General features: G+C 60.1%; 15 protein-coding genes. All 15 read right to left on the bottom strand.

What is annotated here, in order from left to right; all coding sequences use genetic code 11:
- Positions 1-13: 13 nt before the first annotated feature.
- The gene (gene pknB, locus IEY11_RS01985; protein WP_188885604.1) at positions 14-2116 is read right to left on the bottom strand and encodes a Stk1 family PASTA domain-containing Ser/Thr kinase; all 2103 of its coding nucleotides are present in this window, start codon (positions 2114-2116) and stop codon (positions 14-16) included.
- Positions 2117-2122: 6 nt separating this feature from the next.
- A complete protein-coding gene (locus IEY11_RS01980; RefSeq protein ID WP_188885603.1) occupies positions 2123-2875 on the bottom strand; it encodes a Stp1/IreP family PP2C-type Ser/Thr phosphatase in 753 nt (250 codons plus the stop codon).
- Between the two features lie 44 nt (positions 2876-2919).
- Positions 2920-3969: a 23S rRNA (adenine(2503)-C(2))-methyltransferase RlmN gene (gene rlmN / locus IEY11_RS01975; protein WP_188885602.1), complete on the bottom strand. Its 1050-nt coding sequence runs from the start codon at positions 3967-3969 to the stop codon at positions 2920-2922.
- A gap of 167 nt (positions 3970-4136) precedes the next feature.
- Entirely contained in the window at positions 4137-5486 is a 1350-nt protein-coding gene (gene rsmB, locus IEY11_RS01970; protein ID WP_188885601.1) for a 16S rRNA (cytosine(967)-C(5))-methyltransferase RsmB, read from the bottom strand.
- Positions 5476-6189 (bottom strand): zinc metallopeptidase, encoded by a 714-nt coding sequence (locus tag IEY11_RS01965; RefSeq protein ID WP_118478424.1) that lies wholly within the window; start codon positions 6187-6189, stop codon positions 5476-5478. The genes rsmB and IEY11_RS01965 overlap by 11 nt, the downstream gene beginning before the upstream one ends.
- A 77-nt stretch (positions 6190-6266) precedes the next feature.
- Positions 6267-7193, bottom strand: a complete 927-nt coding sequence (gene fmt / locus IEY11_RS01960; protein WP_188885600.1) for a methionyl-tRNA formyltransferase — start codon at positions 7191-7193, stop codon at positions 6267-6269.
- Complete coding sequence (gene def / locus IEY11_RS01955; protein ID WP_188885599.1) at positions 7193-7684, bottom strand: peptide deformylase; 492 nt, start codon at positions 7682-7684, stop codon at positions 7193-7195. Before def ends, fmt begins: the two co-directional genes overlap by 1 nt.
- Before the next feature lie 4 nt (positions 7685-7688).
- Positions 7689-8288, bottom strand: coding sequence for a GNAT family N-acetyltransferase (locus IEY11_RS01950; protein ID WP_158575590.1), 600 nt, complete (start codon positions 8286-8288; stop codon positions 7689-7691).
- A 35-nt stretch (positions 8289-8323) separates the two neighbouring features.
- The gene (gene priA, locus IEY11_RS01945) at positions 8324-10774 is read right to left on the bottom strand and encodes a replication restart helicase PriA (protein ID WP_188885598.1); all 2451 of its coding nucleotides are present in this window, start codon (positions 10772-10774) and stop codon (positions 8324-8326) included.
- A gap of 208 nt (positions 10775-10982) precedes the next feature.
- On the bottom strand, positions 10983-12179 hold the full coding sequence (gene coaBC / locus IEY11_RS01940; RefSeq protein WP_188885597.1) for a bifunctional phosphopantothenoylcysteine decarboxylase/phosphopantothenate--cysteine ligase CoaBC: 1197 nt from the start codon (positions 12177-12179) through the stop codon (positions 10983-10985).
- A gap of 3 nt (positions 12180-12182) precedes the next feature.
- Positions 12183-12581 carry a DNA-directed RNA polymerase subunit omega gene (gene rpoZ / locus IEY11_RS01935; RefSeq protein ID WP_188885596.1) on the bottom strand — a complete coding sequence of 133 codons (399 nt, stop codon included), beginning with the start codon at positions 12579-12581 and terminating at the stop codon, positions 12183-12185.
- A gap of 69 nt (positions 12582-12650) precedes the next feature.
- The gene (gene gmk / locus IEY11_RS01930) at positions 12651-13208 is read right to left on the bottom strand and encodes a guanylate kinase (protein ID WP_118360829.1); all 558 of its coding nucleotides are present in this window, start codon (positions 13206-13208) and stop codon (positions 12651-12653) included.
- The gene (locus tag IEY11_RS01925; protein ID WP_110435119.1) at positions 13201-13464 is read right to left on the bottom strand and encodes a DUF370 domain-containing protein; all 264 of its coding nucleotides are present in this window, start codon (positions 13462-13464) and stop codon (positions 13201-13203) included. Before IEY11_RS01925 ends, gmk begins: the two co-directional genes overlap by 8 nt.
- 30 nt (positions 13465-13494) lie before the next feature.
- Complete coding sequence (locus tag IEY11_RS01920) at positions 13495-14370, bottom strand: YicC/YloC family endoribonuclease (protein WP_117751693.1); 876 nt, start codon at positions 14368-14370, stop codon at positions 13495-13497.
- An 18-nt stretch (positions 14371-14388) separates the two neighbouring features.
- Positions 14389-14895, bottom strand: coding sequence for a hypothetical protein (locus IEY11_RS01915; RefSeq protein ID WP_188885595.1), 507 nt, complete (start codon positions 14893-14895; stop codon positions 14389-14391).
- Between the last annotated feature and the right edge of the window lies 1 nt (position 14896).

Here is a 14896-nt window from a genome sequence, read left to right as displayed (position 1 = left end):
TGAACGTAATTTCTTAGCTGAATGTGTACGTCTGCGAGGTAGTCGAACCGTCCACGCTGACCGTAACATCATGGTCGCCCACCGAGCCGCTCACCGAGATGGACGTGCTGCCGCCGCTCGTGCTGCAGGTGTCGTCATACTGGATCACGCCGTCCACATAGATGATAACGTGCGCGGTATCCGTGTTGTCCGGCAGCGAAACCGGAATGGTCGCACTGCCGAGGCTCGGCGTATCATCGTAGTCGCCATCGCCGTTGTCCTGACCGCCGGAATTGCCGCCGCTGTTATCCGGCGAGTTATTGTTCGATGTGCTCTTGCCCTTGGAGATCTGGATGTTGACGACAGTGCCCTTTGCGACCTCCGCGCCCGCATCCTGCGACTGCCATACGACCGAACCGGCCTCAGCGGTGCTCTCGACCTCGTTCACCGAGCCGATGGACAGACCCTTTTCCGTCAGGGCCTTTTCCGCCTGGTCCTTTGTCATGCCGAGCAGACCGGGCACGGAGACGTTTTCGTTATCGTCCTTCTGCTTGCCCTTGCTGATATAGACGGTCAGCGTCGCGCCCTTTTCCAGCTCGGCGCCCGCCTCCGGGTCGGTGCGGATAACCTTGCCTTCCTCCACGTCGTCGCTGTATTCCTCAACAACCTCGCACTTGATGTCGTGCGATGCCAGCGCCGCCTGCACATAATCGAGCGTCTTGCCGGTAAAGTCGATCACCTTGTAGGTATCCTTGACGTTTTCGCCGCCCGAGGATACCGTTACCGTGATGATCGTACCCTTGGTTGCCTTTTTCTTGCCGTCGCCGTCCGGGTCCTGCTCGAGTATTTCACCGACCGGACGGTCGGATTCCTGCCGTTCGGTCGCTTCCTTTACCGTGAAGTTGTCGGTTATATCCGGGTCGGCCAGTACTTCGTCGATATTGCGCCCGATGAGGTCGGGCACGATAATCTTCTCCGACTTGTCGCTGCTGCCGGTGAGCATCAGAATGCCGACCAGCATCAGACTGATCACCGCAATCACGCCGACCGCCATGCCGACCGCCATTCCGGGCCGCTCGGCCAGCTTTTCAAAAAAGCCGTCCGGCTCATCCTGCTCCTTCCTGCGGAAACCGGTGCGGGTGCGGGTCTGCGTGCGCGTGCGTGTGCGGGTGCGCGGCGCAGCTGCGCCCTCAACGGAAGCGGCTTCATGCTCTGCCGCACTGCGGCGCGCCGCACGCTGAATGTCCGCGCCGATGATCTGCGTCTCGCCCGAGTTGTCCTCGCTTGCCACATAGTGGAAACGCGCGTTCGGGTCCGAGCGGAGCACCTCCATGTCCTCGTACATCTTTTCCGCGGACTCGTACCGGCGGCTGATGTTCGCGCTCATGGCGTGCATGACAATATCGTCCATGCCCTTGGGAATGCCCGGCACAAACGCGCTCGGGATGATCGGTACCTCATTGATGTGCTGCATGACGATCTGGAGCGCGGTTTCGCCCTCAAACGGCAGCTTGCCGGTCAGCATTTCGTACATCATCACGCCGAGCGAGTACAGGTCGGTGCGGTAGTCGATCTTGCTGCCCTTGGCCTGCTCCGGCGAGATATAGTGCACCGAGCCGATGGCCTCCTGCACCACGCGGGTCTCCTGCGCGGCAGCGAACGACGCAATGCCGAAATCGGTCAGCTTTGCCGTACCGTCCCGCAGGATGATAACGTTCTGCGGCTTAACGTCCTGATGGATGATGCCGCGCGAGTGTGCGTGCATGAGTGCGCGGGCAACCTGCTCAGCGAAGAAAATGGTCTCCTCCCAAGACAGATGGCCCTTGCGCTGCAGATACTGCTTGAGGGTGATGCCCTCGATCAGCTCCATAACGATATAATCCGTGCCGTCCTCGCTGCCGACGTCGAACACGGAAACAATATTGTGGTGGCTCAGCTTGGCAACGGCGCGCGACTCAATGGAGAACCGCTTGCGGATATCCGGGTCCTCCGCGAACTCTTTTTTGAGCACCTTGAGTGCCACATCACGCCCGAGAATGGTATCCCGCGCCCGATAAACGACCGCCATGCCGCCAACGCCAACGATTTCCTCAATCTGATAGCGTCCGCCGAGCATACTGCCGATATATTTATCCATAGTCCGTCACACTCCCTGCTTTTTGCCGAGGGCGAACAGCGCAACGGTGATGTTGTCGCGGCCGCCGCCGTCAAGCGCCAGCTGCAGCAGCGCGTCACCGGCCAGCTCAAGCGTCGGCGCGTTTGCCAGCACCTCCGCGATCCGGCTGTCCTCCGCCATGCCGGTCAGACCGTCCGAGCAGAGCAGCAGCATGTCCTTTTCGTTCAGGCGCACTTCAAACAGGTCGCCTTCGACACACGGCTCCACGCCTACCGCACGGGTGATGAGGTTTTTCTGCGGATGGGTGCGCGCATCCGCCTCGGTGATCTTGCCGCGGCGGCGCATTTCCTCCACATAGGAGTGGTCCTCGCTGATCTGGTGCATGGCTTCGCCGTCAAAGCGGTACGCGCGGCTGTCGCCCACGTTGATAACGGTCGCGCAGTCACCCTGAATGAGCGCGGCAACCAGGGTCGTGCCCATGCCGCGGAACTCCGGCTGCCTGCCCGCCAGAGAGAAAACTGTCTCGTTCGCCTGCTTGAGCGCCTGCGTCAGCAGGTTCTGCCGTGCCGTTTCGTCCAGCGTGCCGCTTAAAGCGTCACCCGCGGACTCGATAAAGCTCTGCGCGGCAAAGCGGCTGGCTACGTTGCCCGCATTTGCACCGCCCATGCCGTCGCACACGACGAGGAGCGCGGTCCGATTGTCCTCCCGCGCTTCGATCTGAAAAATATCCTGATTGGTCGGGCGCACCCGTCCCTTATCGGTCAAGCCGAAATATTCCATTTCACAACCTCCTTCGATTGTGTTTATATGTGAGAATATTCAAGTTAATCACGAGAACGGCTCTTTCCGTCCTCCTTCAGCTGCCGCTGACGGAGCTGACCGCAGGCCGCATCAATATCCGGACCCAGCTTGCGCCGCACGGTCGCGGTAACGCCGCGCTTCTCGAGCGCCTGCTGGAACCTGCGGACGGTTTCCGGCCTGGACGGCTTCAGCGGACTTTCCGCCACCTCATTCAGCGGAATGAGGTTGACGTGCGCCGGTCTTCCTTTCAGCAGCTTCGCCAGAAGGTCGGCCTGCCACGAGCGGTCGGTCTTGTCGCGCGCCATCATGTACTCATAGGAAATGCGCCGTCCGGTGGTGTCGAAATAGTACCGGCACGCCTTCATCAGGCGCTCGACCGGATACGCGTCGTTCACCGGCATGATGGACGAGCGTGTTTCGTCATCCGGCGCGTGCAGCGATACGGACAGCGTGATCTGCAGCTTTTCCCGTGCTAACATCTCTATTCTATCAGCAATTCCGCTGGTTGACAAGGAGATATGGCGCTGTCCGATGTTGATTCCCTCCGGGCAGCTCACCAGATGCAGGAACTTAAGCACGTTGTCGTAGTTGTCGAGCGGCTCGCCGGTGCCCATCAGCACAATGTTGGAGACCTTTTCGCCGCTGTCCTTCTGCATGAACAGGATTTCGTCCAGAATCTCGCCTGCGGACAGACTGCGCGTGCGTCCGTTGAGTCCCGACGCGCAGAACTTGCAGCCCATCCGGCAGCCGACCTGCGTCGAAACGCAGACGGACACGCCGTGCTCGTAGTGCATCAGTACGGACTCCACGCAGTTGCCGTCCCGCAGACGCCATAAGTATTTCACCGTGCCGTCAACGCGGCTCACCTGCTTGCGGGCAACCTCCGGTACGGTCAGCAGGAAATTTTCCGCTAAACGCGCCCGTAAGTCCTTGGATAAGTTGGACATCTCTTCAAAGGACTCCACACCCTCGTGAAGCCATTTGAAGATCTGTCCCGCACGGAACGGCTTTTCGCCCATTTCCTTCAGGGCGGTTTTCAGTTCATCTATTGATAATGATTTAATTTCAGTCATTATTTTCACCTTTTTAATTGAAAATTGAGAATGGAAAATGGAAAATGACGCTATCCTTGCGCGAGTTTCGTCCGCGCTGCGTCTGTGCGGCGCATAGCGCCGTTATTGAATCATCGCGCTTTGCGCGATACCACAATTCTCAATTCTCCATTCTCAATTTTCCATTATTAAACCTTCCGGTGCATTTTCGCAATAAAGAATCCATCCGTATTGTGAACGGGCGGCAGCAGCGTCACCATACCGTCTGCCCTCTCTCCGCAGACCGGATGCGTCCACGAAACCGCTTCAAACTCCGGGTTTTCGGTGAGAAACGCGCGGACAACGTCCTCGTTTTCCCGCTGCAGGATGGTACAGGTCGAGTAGACGAGCGTGCCGCCCTTCTTTACATACTGTGCACAGTTTGCAAGGATTCTCGCCTGAATCTCCGGCAAAGTCCGGATTTCGTCCGGATTCTTGAACCGAATTTCGGGTTTCTTGCGGATAATGCCCAGTCCCGAGCAGGGCACGTCGCACAGCACAACGTCCGCGCTGTCCTTCCACTCCTCGCGGCAGACCGATGCATCCTGCAGCTCGGTGCGGATATTCGGCAGTCCGAGGCGGGCTGCGCCGTCGCGGATGCGCTTCAGCTTGTGCTCGTAAATATCGCACGAGGTAACGCTGCCCTTGCCCTGCATTTTTTCAGCCATGGCAAAGCTCTTGCCGCCGGGCGCCGCGCAGCAGTCGAGCACGGTGTCGCCCGGTTTCGGGTCAGCGACCGCCGCCGCGAGTGCGCTTGCCGCGTCCTGCACGGTCACGCGGCCCTCGATAAACGCCGGAAGCGCGGCTGCGTCTCCGCCGCTGCACAGCAGGATTTCCGGGAATGCCGCGTGCGGCTGCACGGTCAGTCCGGCGGCCTCCAGCTCTGCCTGAGCCTCGGCAGGCGTGCATTTCATCGTGTTCACGCGCACCGAAATCGGCGCGTCCGCGTTATCCGCCTGACAGATTTTCTGCGTCAGCTTCTGGCCGTACTGCTCGGAAAGCAGGCGCACGAGCCACTCCGGGTGGCTGTACTGCAGCGCGTAGTAGCTTTCCTTATCCGGGCAGTTCAGGCGCGGCAAAGAGCCGTTTTGGACCGCATTTGCGGCATTTCTCAGCACCGCATTGGCAAAGGCGACCGTGCGGTCATTGGCATGGCAATAGTGCTTGACCAGCGTGACCGTCTCGGCAACCGCCGCATGCGCGGGAATCTTATCCATCAGGATCAGCTGATACAGGCCCATCCGCAGGCACGCCAGCACGCGCGGCGCGATCTTTTTCAGCCGCACGCTTGAGAAGTGCCGCAGGTACCAGTCCAGTAAAATTTGGTTCTGCACCGTGCCGTAGGTCAGCCGCGAGGCCAGCGCCGCATCGCGGCTGTCCAGTCCCGCGCGGGATAAATAGTGGTGCAGCGCACCGTCCGACCAGGCGGCCTCCTCTGCCATGGAAAACAGCGAAAATGCCGCCACTTCACGCGGTGTTGTGGGACGTTTATCTATCATTGCGGTCTCTTCCTCCAAAAATCAGCACCAGACGCAGCAGCTGTGCCAGCGAGGTCGCCAGCGCGGCAACATAGGTCAGCGCCGCCGCCGTGAGCGTCTTTTTCGCCATCGGGTACTCGTCTGCGGTCAGCAGGCCGTTCTGCTGAATGGTCTGCAAAGCGCGGCGGGATGCGTCCAACTCCACCGGCAGGGTCAGCAGCTGGAACAGCGTGGAAAGACCGAACGCCGCAATGCCGATCGTGACGAGCGTGCTCGTGTTAAGGATCAGGCCGAGGATCAGCAGCGGCATCGCCGCCATCGAGCCGAACTGCGTCAGCGGGATGATCGCCGCACGCAGCTTGATCGGCGCATAGCCGATGGCGTACTGCACCGCGTGCCCTGCCTCGTGCGCGGCAACGCCGATGGACGCCACCGACGTGGACGAGTACACCGCACTCGATAAGCGAATGACATTGCTTCTCGGGTCAAAATGGTCGGTCAGCTTGCCGGAAACGTACTCAATGCGCACACCGGACACGCCGTTGTACCGTAGGACAGCCTCCGCCGCCTGTGCGCCGGTCAGTCCCCGCAGATTTTGCACCCGCGAGTAGCGGTTGAACGTGCTGTTTACCTTGCTCTGTGCCCAGAATGCAAATAAAACGCACGGCAGAACCAGTACGATGTAGTACATGTCAATGCCGTAGTAGTAACCATGATAAGGCATAAGAAAACCTCCATACCGGAGTGGAGAATCGGAGATTGGAACTTACGTCCTCTCCGTTCTTCACTCCTCACGCTTTTTCATTCGTCTCCCAGCTTAGTGCCGACTTCGATTGCATGCCCACGCAGAAAGTCCGTAGCTTTCATGCGTTTGCCGCCGACCAGCTGAATCTCGGTCAGTCCCAGCGCGCCCTCTCCGCACGCCACGGTCAGGCCCTTTTTCGGGTCAGCTTCGAGCACCGTGCCCGGCTCGCCATTGCCGGCTGCCTTTTCGGCGGCAAACACCTTCAGTCTTTCACCGGAAAGCGTGGTCAGCGCGATGGGCCACGGATTCAGGCCGCGAATCAGACAGTCGATTTCATGTGCGGACTTGCTCCAGTCGATCACCGCCATCTGCTTATCCAGCATATGGGCGTAGCAGCTCTGTGCATCGTCCTGCGGACGCGGCTCGATCTCATCTAATTTGACGAGCGTTTGGGTCAACAGTTCCGCACCGGACTGCGCCAGACGGTCAAAAAGTTCGCCTGCGGTCTCCTTCTCGCCAACCTTGGTCTCATAGGTGAGCAGCATATCGCCGGTGTCCAGACCTTCCGCCATCTGCATGGTGGTAACGCCTGCCATTTCATCGCCCGCGATAACCGCCCACTGAATCGGAGCGGCGCCGCGCCAGCGCGGCAGCAGCGAGCCGTGCACGTTGATGCAGCCGTGCGGCGGAATATCGAGCACCGCCTTGGGCAGCAGCTTGCCGTATGCCACCACGATGATGACCTCAGGTGCCAGCTCGCGCAGACGCGCCTGCTCGTCCCCATTTTTGAGGGTATTCGGCTGAAAAACCGGAATATCATGCTCGAGTGCGAGCGTTTTCACCGGCGGTGCAGTGAGAATCTGCTTGCGACCCTGCGGCTTATCCGGCTGGGTGTACACGGCGCAGACGTCATGTCCGGCGTCGATGAGCGCCTGCAGGCTCGGCACGGCGAAATCCGGCGTGCCCATGAATACGATACGCATTACTCCTCGTCACCACCCTGCATATTCTCCGGGTCGATGTACTCCTCGACCTTTTCGGTGAACAGATGGCCGTCCAGATGCTCGGTTTCGTGGCAGAAGCACTGTGCAACGATGCCCTCGCCCTCACGCTCGAACCAGTTGCCAAAACGGTCCTGTGCGCGAATCTTCGCCCAGGTCGGACGGGTCACATAGCCGTAAACGCCCGGTACGGACAGGCAGCCCTCGACAACGCGCTCGGAGCCTTTCTGCTCGATGACTTCCGGGTTTACCAGCTCGACCATCTCCTCCGGCTCCTTGTTCACATCCAGCAGCACGACAACGCGGCGCAGAATGCCGACCTGCGGTGCCGCCAGACCAACGCCGCCGGAGTTCTCGAGCGTCTCACGCATATCGTCGATCAGCGTATGCAGACGGTCGTCAAACTTCTCTACCTTGCGGCTGTGCTTGAGCAGCTGCTCGTCACCCTCGGTCAAAATCTTTCTCAGTGCCATTGTTTTATTCCTCCACTTGATTCAGCTTATCCATGTATTTTTGTAAACATTCCTGTATATTTTTCTCATCGAGCGCCGGAAACGGCGTCACCGGCTGCGGTTTTCCGCTGCCGATATGCTTTTCCAGCCATGCCACATCGTGCCAGCCGTCAAACTTCCAGCCGGAGTCGTGCCACACGCCTGCGTCCGCAAAGCCCAGTCTGCGCTGCATGCGGATGCTCTTTTCGTTCGGCAGGGTCACGCAGCTGTACAGGTGGCGCAGCCCCTGCAGCTCGAGCAGGTCGATCAGGCACGCCAGCACGGTCGTGCCCACACCGTGTCCGTGGGTGCCCTGTGCCAGATAGATGGACAGCTCCGCATCCCAGTCGTATGCCGCACGCTCACGAATGCGGTGCGCGTAGGCGTAACCCATGATAACGCCGTCACGCTCGCAGACGAGATACGGAAACGCAGCCGCCGTTTCGCGGATACGGCCCGCAAACGCCTCAGCCGTCGGCACATCATATTCAAACGTGATGGTTGTATTCGTTATGTAAGGCTCGTAAATCTTCAAAAGCGATTCTGCATCGTTTTCTGTTGCCTTGCGAATGACAAATTTGCTCATTGAATTAACCTTCTTTGCCGGGATCTCAATTACTGCTACATTTCATTATTGGAATCCGCGAACACGGTAACGCCCCGGTTTTTACCGTCCTGCATAAACTCCCGCAGCACGCCCGAGATGAGCCTGCGCCATCTTGCACAGTCCTTCGCGCGGATGGTGAGGTGGTAGCGATACCGTCCCATCACCTTGACCATCTGCGCCGCGGCAGGGCCGAGCACGGGTGCTTTCACATCGGCAAACTGCCCTTCCATCAGGCTCTGCAGGCGTGTTTTGAGCGCGAGCAGGCTGCTGAGCACCTGCTGCTCCAGCTCGCCGACGGCGGTTATCATGGTGATGTCGCACACGGGCGGGCACCGAAGCGCTTCGCGCGTCTGCATTTCGCTCTCGTAGAACGCCTCGTAGTCCTGCCGCGCGGCGGTCAGGATGACCGGATGCAGCGGGCTGTACGTCTGGATCACGGCGCGGCCGGTGTCAAATCGCCGTCCGGCGCGGCCGACCACCTGCGTGATGAGCGAAAACGTGCGCTCATGTGCGCGGTAGTCCTGCGCATACAGGCTCTGGTCCGCGTCCAGCACGCCGACCAGCGTGACGTTCTCAAAATCCAGTCCCTTGGTCACCATCTGGGTGCCGATAAGGATATCAGCTTCGCCTTTGCCGAATTGATTCAGCAGACGTTCGTGTGCGCCCTTGGCGGTCATGGTGTCCGCGTCCATGCGGAGCACCCGCGCGGACGGAAACCGCTCGTACAGCTCCTCCTCCAGCTTCTGCGTGCCGGGCGTTTCGGTGAACAGGCTCGTGCTGCCGCACTGCGGGCACTTGCCGGTTATCTTGATGGAAGCGCCGCAGTAGTGGCACATCGCGCGGCCGGACACCGAATGGTAGGTCATGGTGGTCGAGCAGGACGGGCACTCGGGCACCCAGCCGCACACGCCGCAGCCGATCACGCGGCTGTTGCCGCGCCGGTTGAGGAACAGGATGGCCTGCTTGCCCTTTTCGAGCGTGCTGATCAGTTCGCGCTCGAGGTCAGGTCCGATGATGCCGCTCCGTCCCTCGCGTGCCAGACCGCGCATATCCGAGATGATGACCTCGGGCAGTCCGGCACCGAGAAACCGCTCGGTGAGCGTGAAAATCGGGTATTTTCCCTGTTTTGCGCCGTAATACGTCTCGACCGACGGTGTTGCCGAGCCGAGCACGAGCAGCGCGTCCGTCTGTGCCGCGCGGTACTTTGCCACATCCCGCGCATGGTAGCGCGGCGACTGCTCCGAGCGGTACGCCGCGTCCTGCTCCTCGTCGATGATGATAACGCCGAGGTTTTTCGCGGGCGCGAACACCGCCGAGCGCGTACCGATGACAACGCGGGCGCGGCCGGTTTTTATCTTCTTGAAGCTGTCGTACCGCTCACCGGCGGACAGCGCCGAGTGCAGAACCGCAACTTCTTCGCCAAATCGAGCCGCAAACTGCCGCAGAAGCTGCGGTGTCAGTCCAATTTCGGGCACGAGCACAATGGCGCTTTTGCCCTGCTCGAGCGCGTGCGCGATCAGCTGCAGGTATACCTGCGTCTTGCCGCTGCCGGTCACGCCGAACAGGAGCGCCGCACGAGGCGCGTTTTCGTCCATCAGCGCCGCCATGCCGTCATACGCCTGCTGCTGCGCCGCCGAAAGCACCGGAGCCGCGGCGCGCGGCACCTCGGAAAAGTCCGGCGCGCGCAGCACTTCCTCGTATTCCGCGCGGAGGATGCCTTTTTTTGTCATGTCACGCAGCGCGGTGTCGCTCACGCCGGTCATGTAGACGATTTCCTTCTGGCTCATCGCACCGCCGTCCGACAGCAGCGACACCACGTCCATCCGCGCCGGACTGCGACGGCTGATGTGCGACATGGCTTCACTCACTTCCATGTCCAGACGGAGCATTTTTTCGGTCTTATCACCGGTTTTCTGCGCCGTATTGCTGTGGTAGATGAGGATTCCCTCGCCTGCCAGCGCGTCCAGTGTCTGTCCCGCGCCTTTGCCGAGCCGTTCGCGTATCTCGGCGGCAGACAGGGTCTGTCCGGCCTGCTCGAACAGCGCCAGCACCTGACCGGCTTCGCCGTCCCGCTCCCGCAGAGCCGCCAAATCCGCGTCCGGCGCGAGCGTGTACGTCTCGTTTCGCTTGAACCACAAGCCGGCGGGCAGCATGGCGTGTACGCAGTCGAAGTAGGTGCAGTACAATCTCTCCCGCATCCACGCCGCGAGTCTCAGCTGCTCGGCGGTCAAGATCGGCGTTTCGTCCAGCACCTCCACGATGGGCTTGAGCTTGAACTCGCCCGCATCCTCGCGGAAGGCGAGCACCACCGCTTCCGCCCGTTTATTGCCAAAGCCGAACGGCACGAGAACACGGGTGCCGATCTGCACCTGTTCCCGCAGCTCGTCCGGCACACGGTAAGAGTATAGCTTGTCGATGGCGTAGGTTGCCGCATCCACGGCGGCCGCACAGATTTTTTCCGCCATGGGTTCACGACCTTTCTCATCTTTCTTATCAATTTTACGATGTGGATTTCGTTATACTGTAGGGTGCGACGACTCGGCGCGCCGCTGTCAATCGGTGCATACCGTTCCATACGGCGTGCCGGGGTCGTCACGCCCTACGGCATTGTTTTCATCGGTTGCGGATAAACGGAAAACATGACGTTAATTCTCTATTTTCCGTTCTCAATTCTCAATTATTCATCGCGAGCAGCCGGTCGAGGATCACATCCGCCAGATCTTCCTTGCTCATCATCGGCGGGGTCTCTCTGTGGCCATCCTTGAACAGCAAGGTAGCCACATTGGTATCCGTGCCGAAGCCCGCGCCCTTATCGCGCAGCGAATTCGCTACAAGCATATCGCAGTTCTTGCGGCGCAGCTTGCTCTCGGCGTTATCGAGAAGGTTCTGCGTCTCCATCGCAAAGCCGCACAGCAGCTGTCCCGGCTTTTTGTCCTTGCCGAGCGCGGCGAGGATATCCGGATTGCGGGTCAGCTCGATATTCATCTCGCCGTCACCCTTTTTGAGCTTTTCATCCGCAGTCTGCGCCGGACGGTAATCACCGACGGCGGCAGCCTTGATGATGAAATCCTGCTCGGGTGCGCGGCTCGTCACCGCGTCGTACATATCCCGCGCGGAAACGATATCCACACGCGTGACGCCGTGCGGCGTATCGAGTGCGGTCGGTCCGGAAACAAGCGTTGCGTCCGCGCCGCGCATGGCTGCGCGAGCCGCGATCGCGTAGCCCATTTTGCCGGTGGAGTGATTGGACAGGAACCGAACCGGGTCCATGGCCTCCTGTGTCGGACCGGCGGTGACAAGAACGTGCCTGCCTGCCAGATCCTGCTCGGTCAGCGCCTTTTCAATGCCCCATAGGAGCGTGGGCGTGTCCGGCAGCTTGCCGCGTCCGCTGTCGCCGCAGGCGAGGTGGCCTGCGTCCGGCTCGATGATGTGGAAGCCGCGCTTTCTCAGTGCAGCGAGATTCTCCTGCGTCACCGGATTGTCATACATGCCGGTGTTCATCGCGGGAGCCACAACGACCGGCGCCTTGGTGGCAAGCAGCGTGGTCGTCACCATGTCGTCCGCGATGCCGTGCGCCGCCTTGGCGATGACGTTGGCGGTCGCCGGTGCGATAACGAACACGTCAGCCGCCTTCGCGAGCGAAATGTGCTCCACCTCCCACGGAAAGCTGCGGTCGAACGTATCCACGACCGCGCGGTTGCCGGACAGTGTTTCAAACGTCATCGGCGCGATAAACTGAGTCGCAGACTCGGTCATCAGCACATGGACAGTCGCGCCGTTCTGGTGCAGCTTGCTGGTGAGATCGGCAGCTTTATAGGCCGCAATGCCGCCCGTCACGCACAGAACGACCGTTTTCCCTGCAAAACGCATGGCTTAGAGGTCCTCCTCCGGAATGTCGCCGTCGCTCAGAGAGCCGTCATCAAACTCGTTCAGGCGGCGCACCTCGTCCGCGTTCTCATCCTTGTCCTCGTCATCCTCGGCGTCGGAGTGCTCCTCGTCCTCATCCAGATCAAGGGTATCGTCCACGTCAACCATAGCGGCTGCAATGGCATTGTTCTGCGGAATGGCAGTCTCCACACGCGGACCCGGACGGTAAACGATCTTGCCGGCTGCGATCTCATCGAGCGCCAGCTTAACAGCCTTGTCCGGCAGCGGCTCGCCCTTTTCCTCCGACTCATCGGCAATATCGCGGGCACGCTGTGCTGCCAGGTTTACCAGCAGATAGCGGTTGCCTACTCGTTTCATCAGTTCCTGCATAGAAGGGTTCAGCATAGTAATCAGTTCTCCTTATTTACCAGATATAGTTTTATTTTATGAAAGTTTCTGTTTATATACTGTCGCTTATCGACGCTTGGCGAGAATGCCGTGCAATTCTTCAACCGCACGCTCCACCGTGTCGTTTACGACGACGTAATCGAATTTATCCTGCTGCGCGAGTTCGCCCTTCGCCGTTTCCAGACGCTTCTGCACCTTGGCTTCGTCCTCGGTGCCGCGTCCGCGCAGACGGTTCGCGAGTTCCTCGAACGACGGCGGCGCAATGAACACCATCACGGCATCCGGACGCTTTTCATGCACCTGCATCGCGCCCTGCACCTCGATCTCGAGGATAACATCGCAGCCTTCCTCCAGCTTTTCGTTCACCGGAGCCTCCAGCGTGCCGTAGTAGTTATCAACGTACTTCGCGTGCTCGAGGAACGCATTAGCGGCGATCTTCGCCTCAAAGTCCTCTTTCGTGAGGAAATAATACTGTACGCCGTCCTTTTCGCCCGGACGCGGCGCACGGGTCGTCGCAGAGATCGAGAAGAACAGCTTCTCGTCCTCGCTCAGCAGCCTGGACAGCACGGTGCCCTTGCCTGCACCGGACGGTCCGGTGAATACATACAACGTTCCCTTACGCATCTTCTGGTTCTCCTTCCTCGGTCTCGCCCGCAAAACGAGCCGCAACGGTCTCCGGCTGCAGGGCGCTGAGCACCACATGGTCGCTGTCCATGATGAGCACGGCGCGGGTGCGTCTGCCGTAGGTGCCGTCCACGACCATGCCGCGGTCGCGGGCCTCCTGCACGGTACGCTTGACCGGTGCGGATTCCGGGCTGACAATGGCGATCAGCCGCGACGAAGCGACCATATTGCCAAATCCGATATTGATGAGCTTCATCGCTGACCTCACTCCTCGATATACTGTAAATTACTCGATATTCTGAATCTGTTCGCGGATTTTTTCTATTTCGCTCTTGATATTGACCACGATCTGCGCCATGGACACATCGTTTGCCTTGGAGCCGATGGTATTGGTCTCGCGGTTCATTTCCTGCACAAGGAAATCCAGCTTGCGGCCGACCGGCTTGACCTCATTCAGCATGCCGTCCAGCTGCTGCAGATGGCTGCGCAGACGCACGGTCTCCTCGTCCACGGCGGTCTTGTCCGCGTAGATGGCCGCCTCGGTGACGATGCGGGTCTCGTCGATGGACGTATCCGCCAGCACCTCCTTCATGCGGGCGAGCAGCTTCTCGCGGTACTCGCGCACGCGCTCCGGCGAGCGGACCTCCACCTCACCGACCATGCGCTCGATCTCGGACGCGCGGTTTCGCACATCCTCAGCCAGTTTAGCACCCTCGCGGGTACGCATTTCGTCGAAATTGTCGCAGGCTTCGCCAAAGACGGACAGCACATCGCGGGTCATCTCGTCCGCGTCCTGCTCGATGCGCTCGGAGCCGAGCACGTCCGGCAGCTTCGCCAGACTCATCACGCTCACGTCATCGCGCAGACCGTACTTGTCGGCCAGCTCATGCAGCGCCGTCAGATAGTGCTCCGCGACCGCATGGTTCACCGTAACCGCAATGTCGCCGCCCTCCTGCGTCTCCACGCCGATGTAAACCTCAACCTTGCCGCGTGCAATGCGCGCCGCAGCGGCCTTTTTTACGGCATCATCCAGAAAGCCGTACTGACGCGGAGCCTTTACCGTGCAGTCCAGATAGCGGTGGTTGACCGCACGCAGCTCTGCTGTGATGGTTCTGCCGTGCAGCTCCTGCTTGGCACGTCCGTAGCCGGTCATACTCTTCATAGATATCTCTTTCCCTTCTTATTCGGGCGGCAGGGTGCGGCGCAGCAGCGCGATCACCTTTGACAGCCCGATATCATATACAATAAAGCCGATATTTGCCGCGATCCACAGTCCGGCAAGCCGGAAAATACCCGGCATTTTCAGCTGCGGAAACAGACCGCAGCTTACCAGAACAGCCGCGAGCACCAGCACAATGTTAAAATACGCCAGCTTGCCGCTCAGCTGCGTGAAAACCGGCAGACGGCACTCGATCAGATATTTCACGATCGGGTACAGGCCGAACAGCAGCACATAGGCCGCCGCGATCAGCTTGCGCGGTGTCAGCAGCAGTCCCAGTACCGAGGTGACGAGGTACAGCAGCACAGCCGTTTTTACGTTCGCGCGGCGCAGCAGCGGTATCGCCGAGGCGATACCCGCCATCAGGCAGGCCGCCGGTCCGATCTGCGGCATCACGCCGCCGAAATACAGCCACGCCGTGGCCGCCGCTGCCAGAAGTCCGCCGCGGGCGATCTCGCGCGTGCTCATA

The organism is Butyricicoccus faecihominis (assembly GCF_014648015.1).
GTDB classification, from domain to species: domain Bacteria; phylum Bacillota; class Clostridia; order Oscillospirales; family Butyricicoccaceae; genus Agathobaculum; species Agathobaculum butyriciproducens.
The sequence above is the reverse complement of the archived record's forward strand: the minus strand, read 5'-3'. Positions and strand labels throughout refer to the sequence as shown.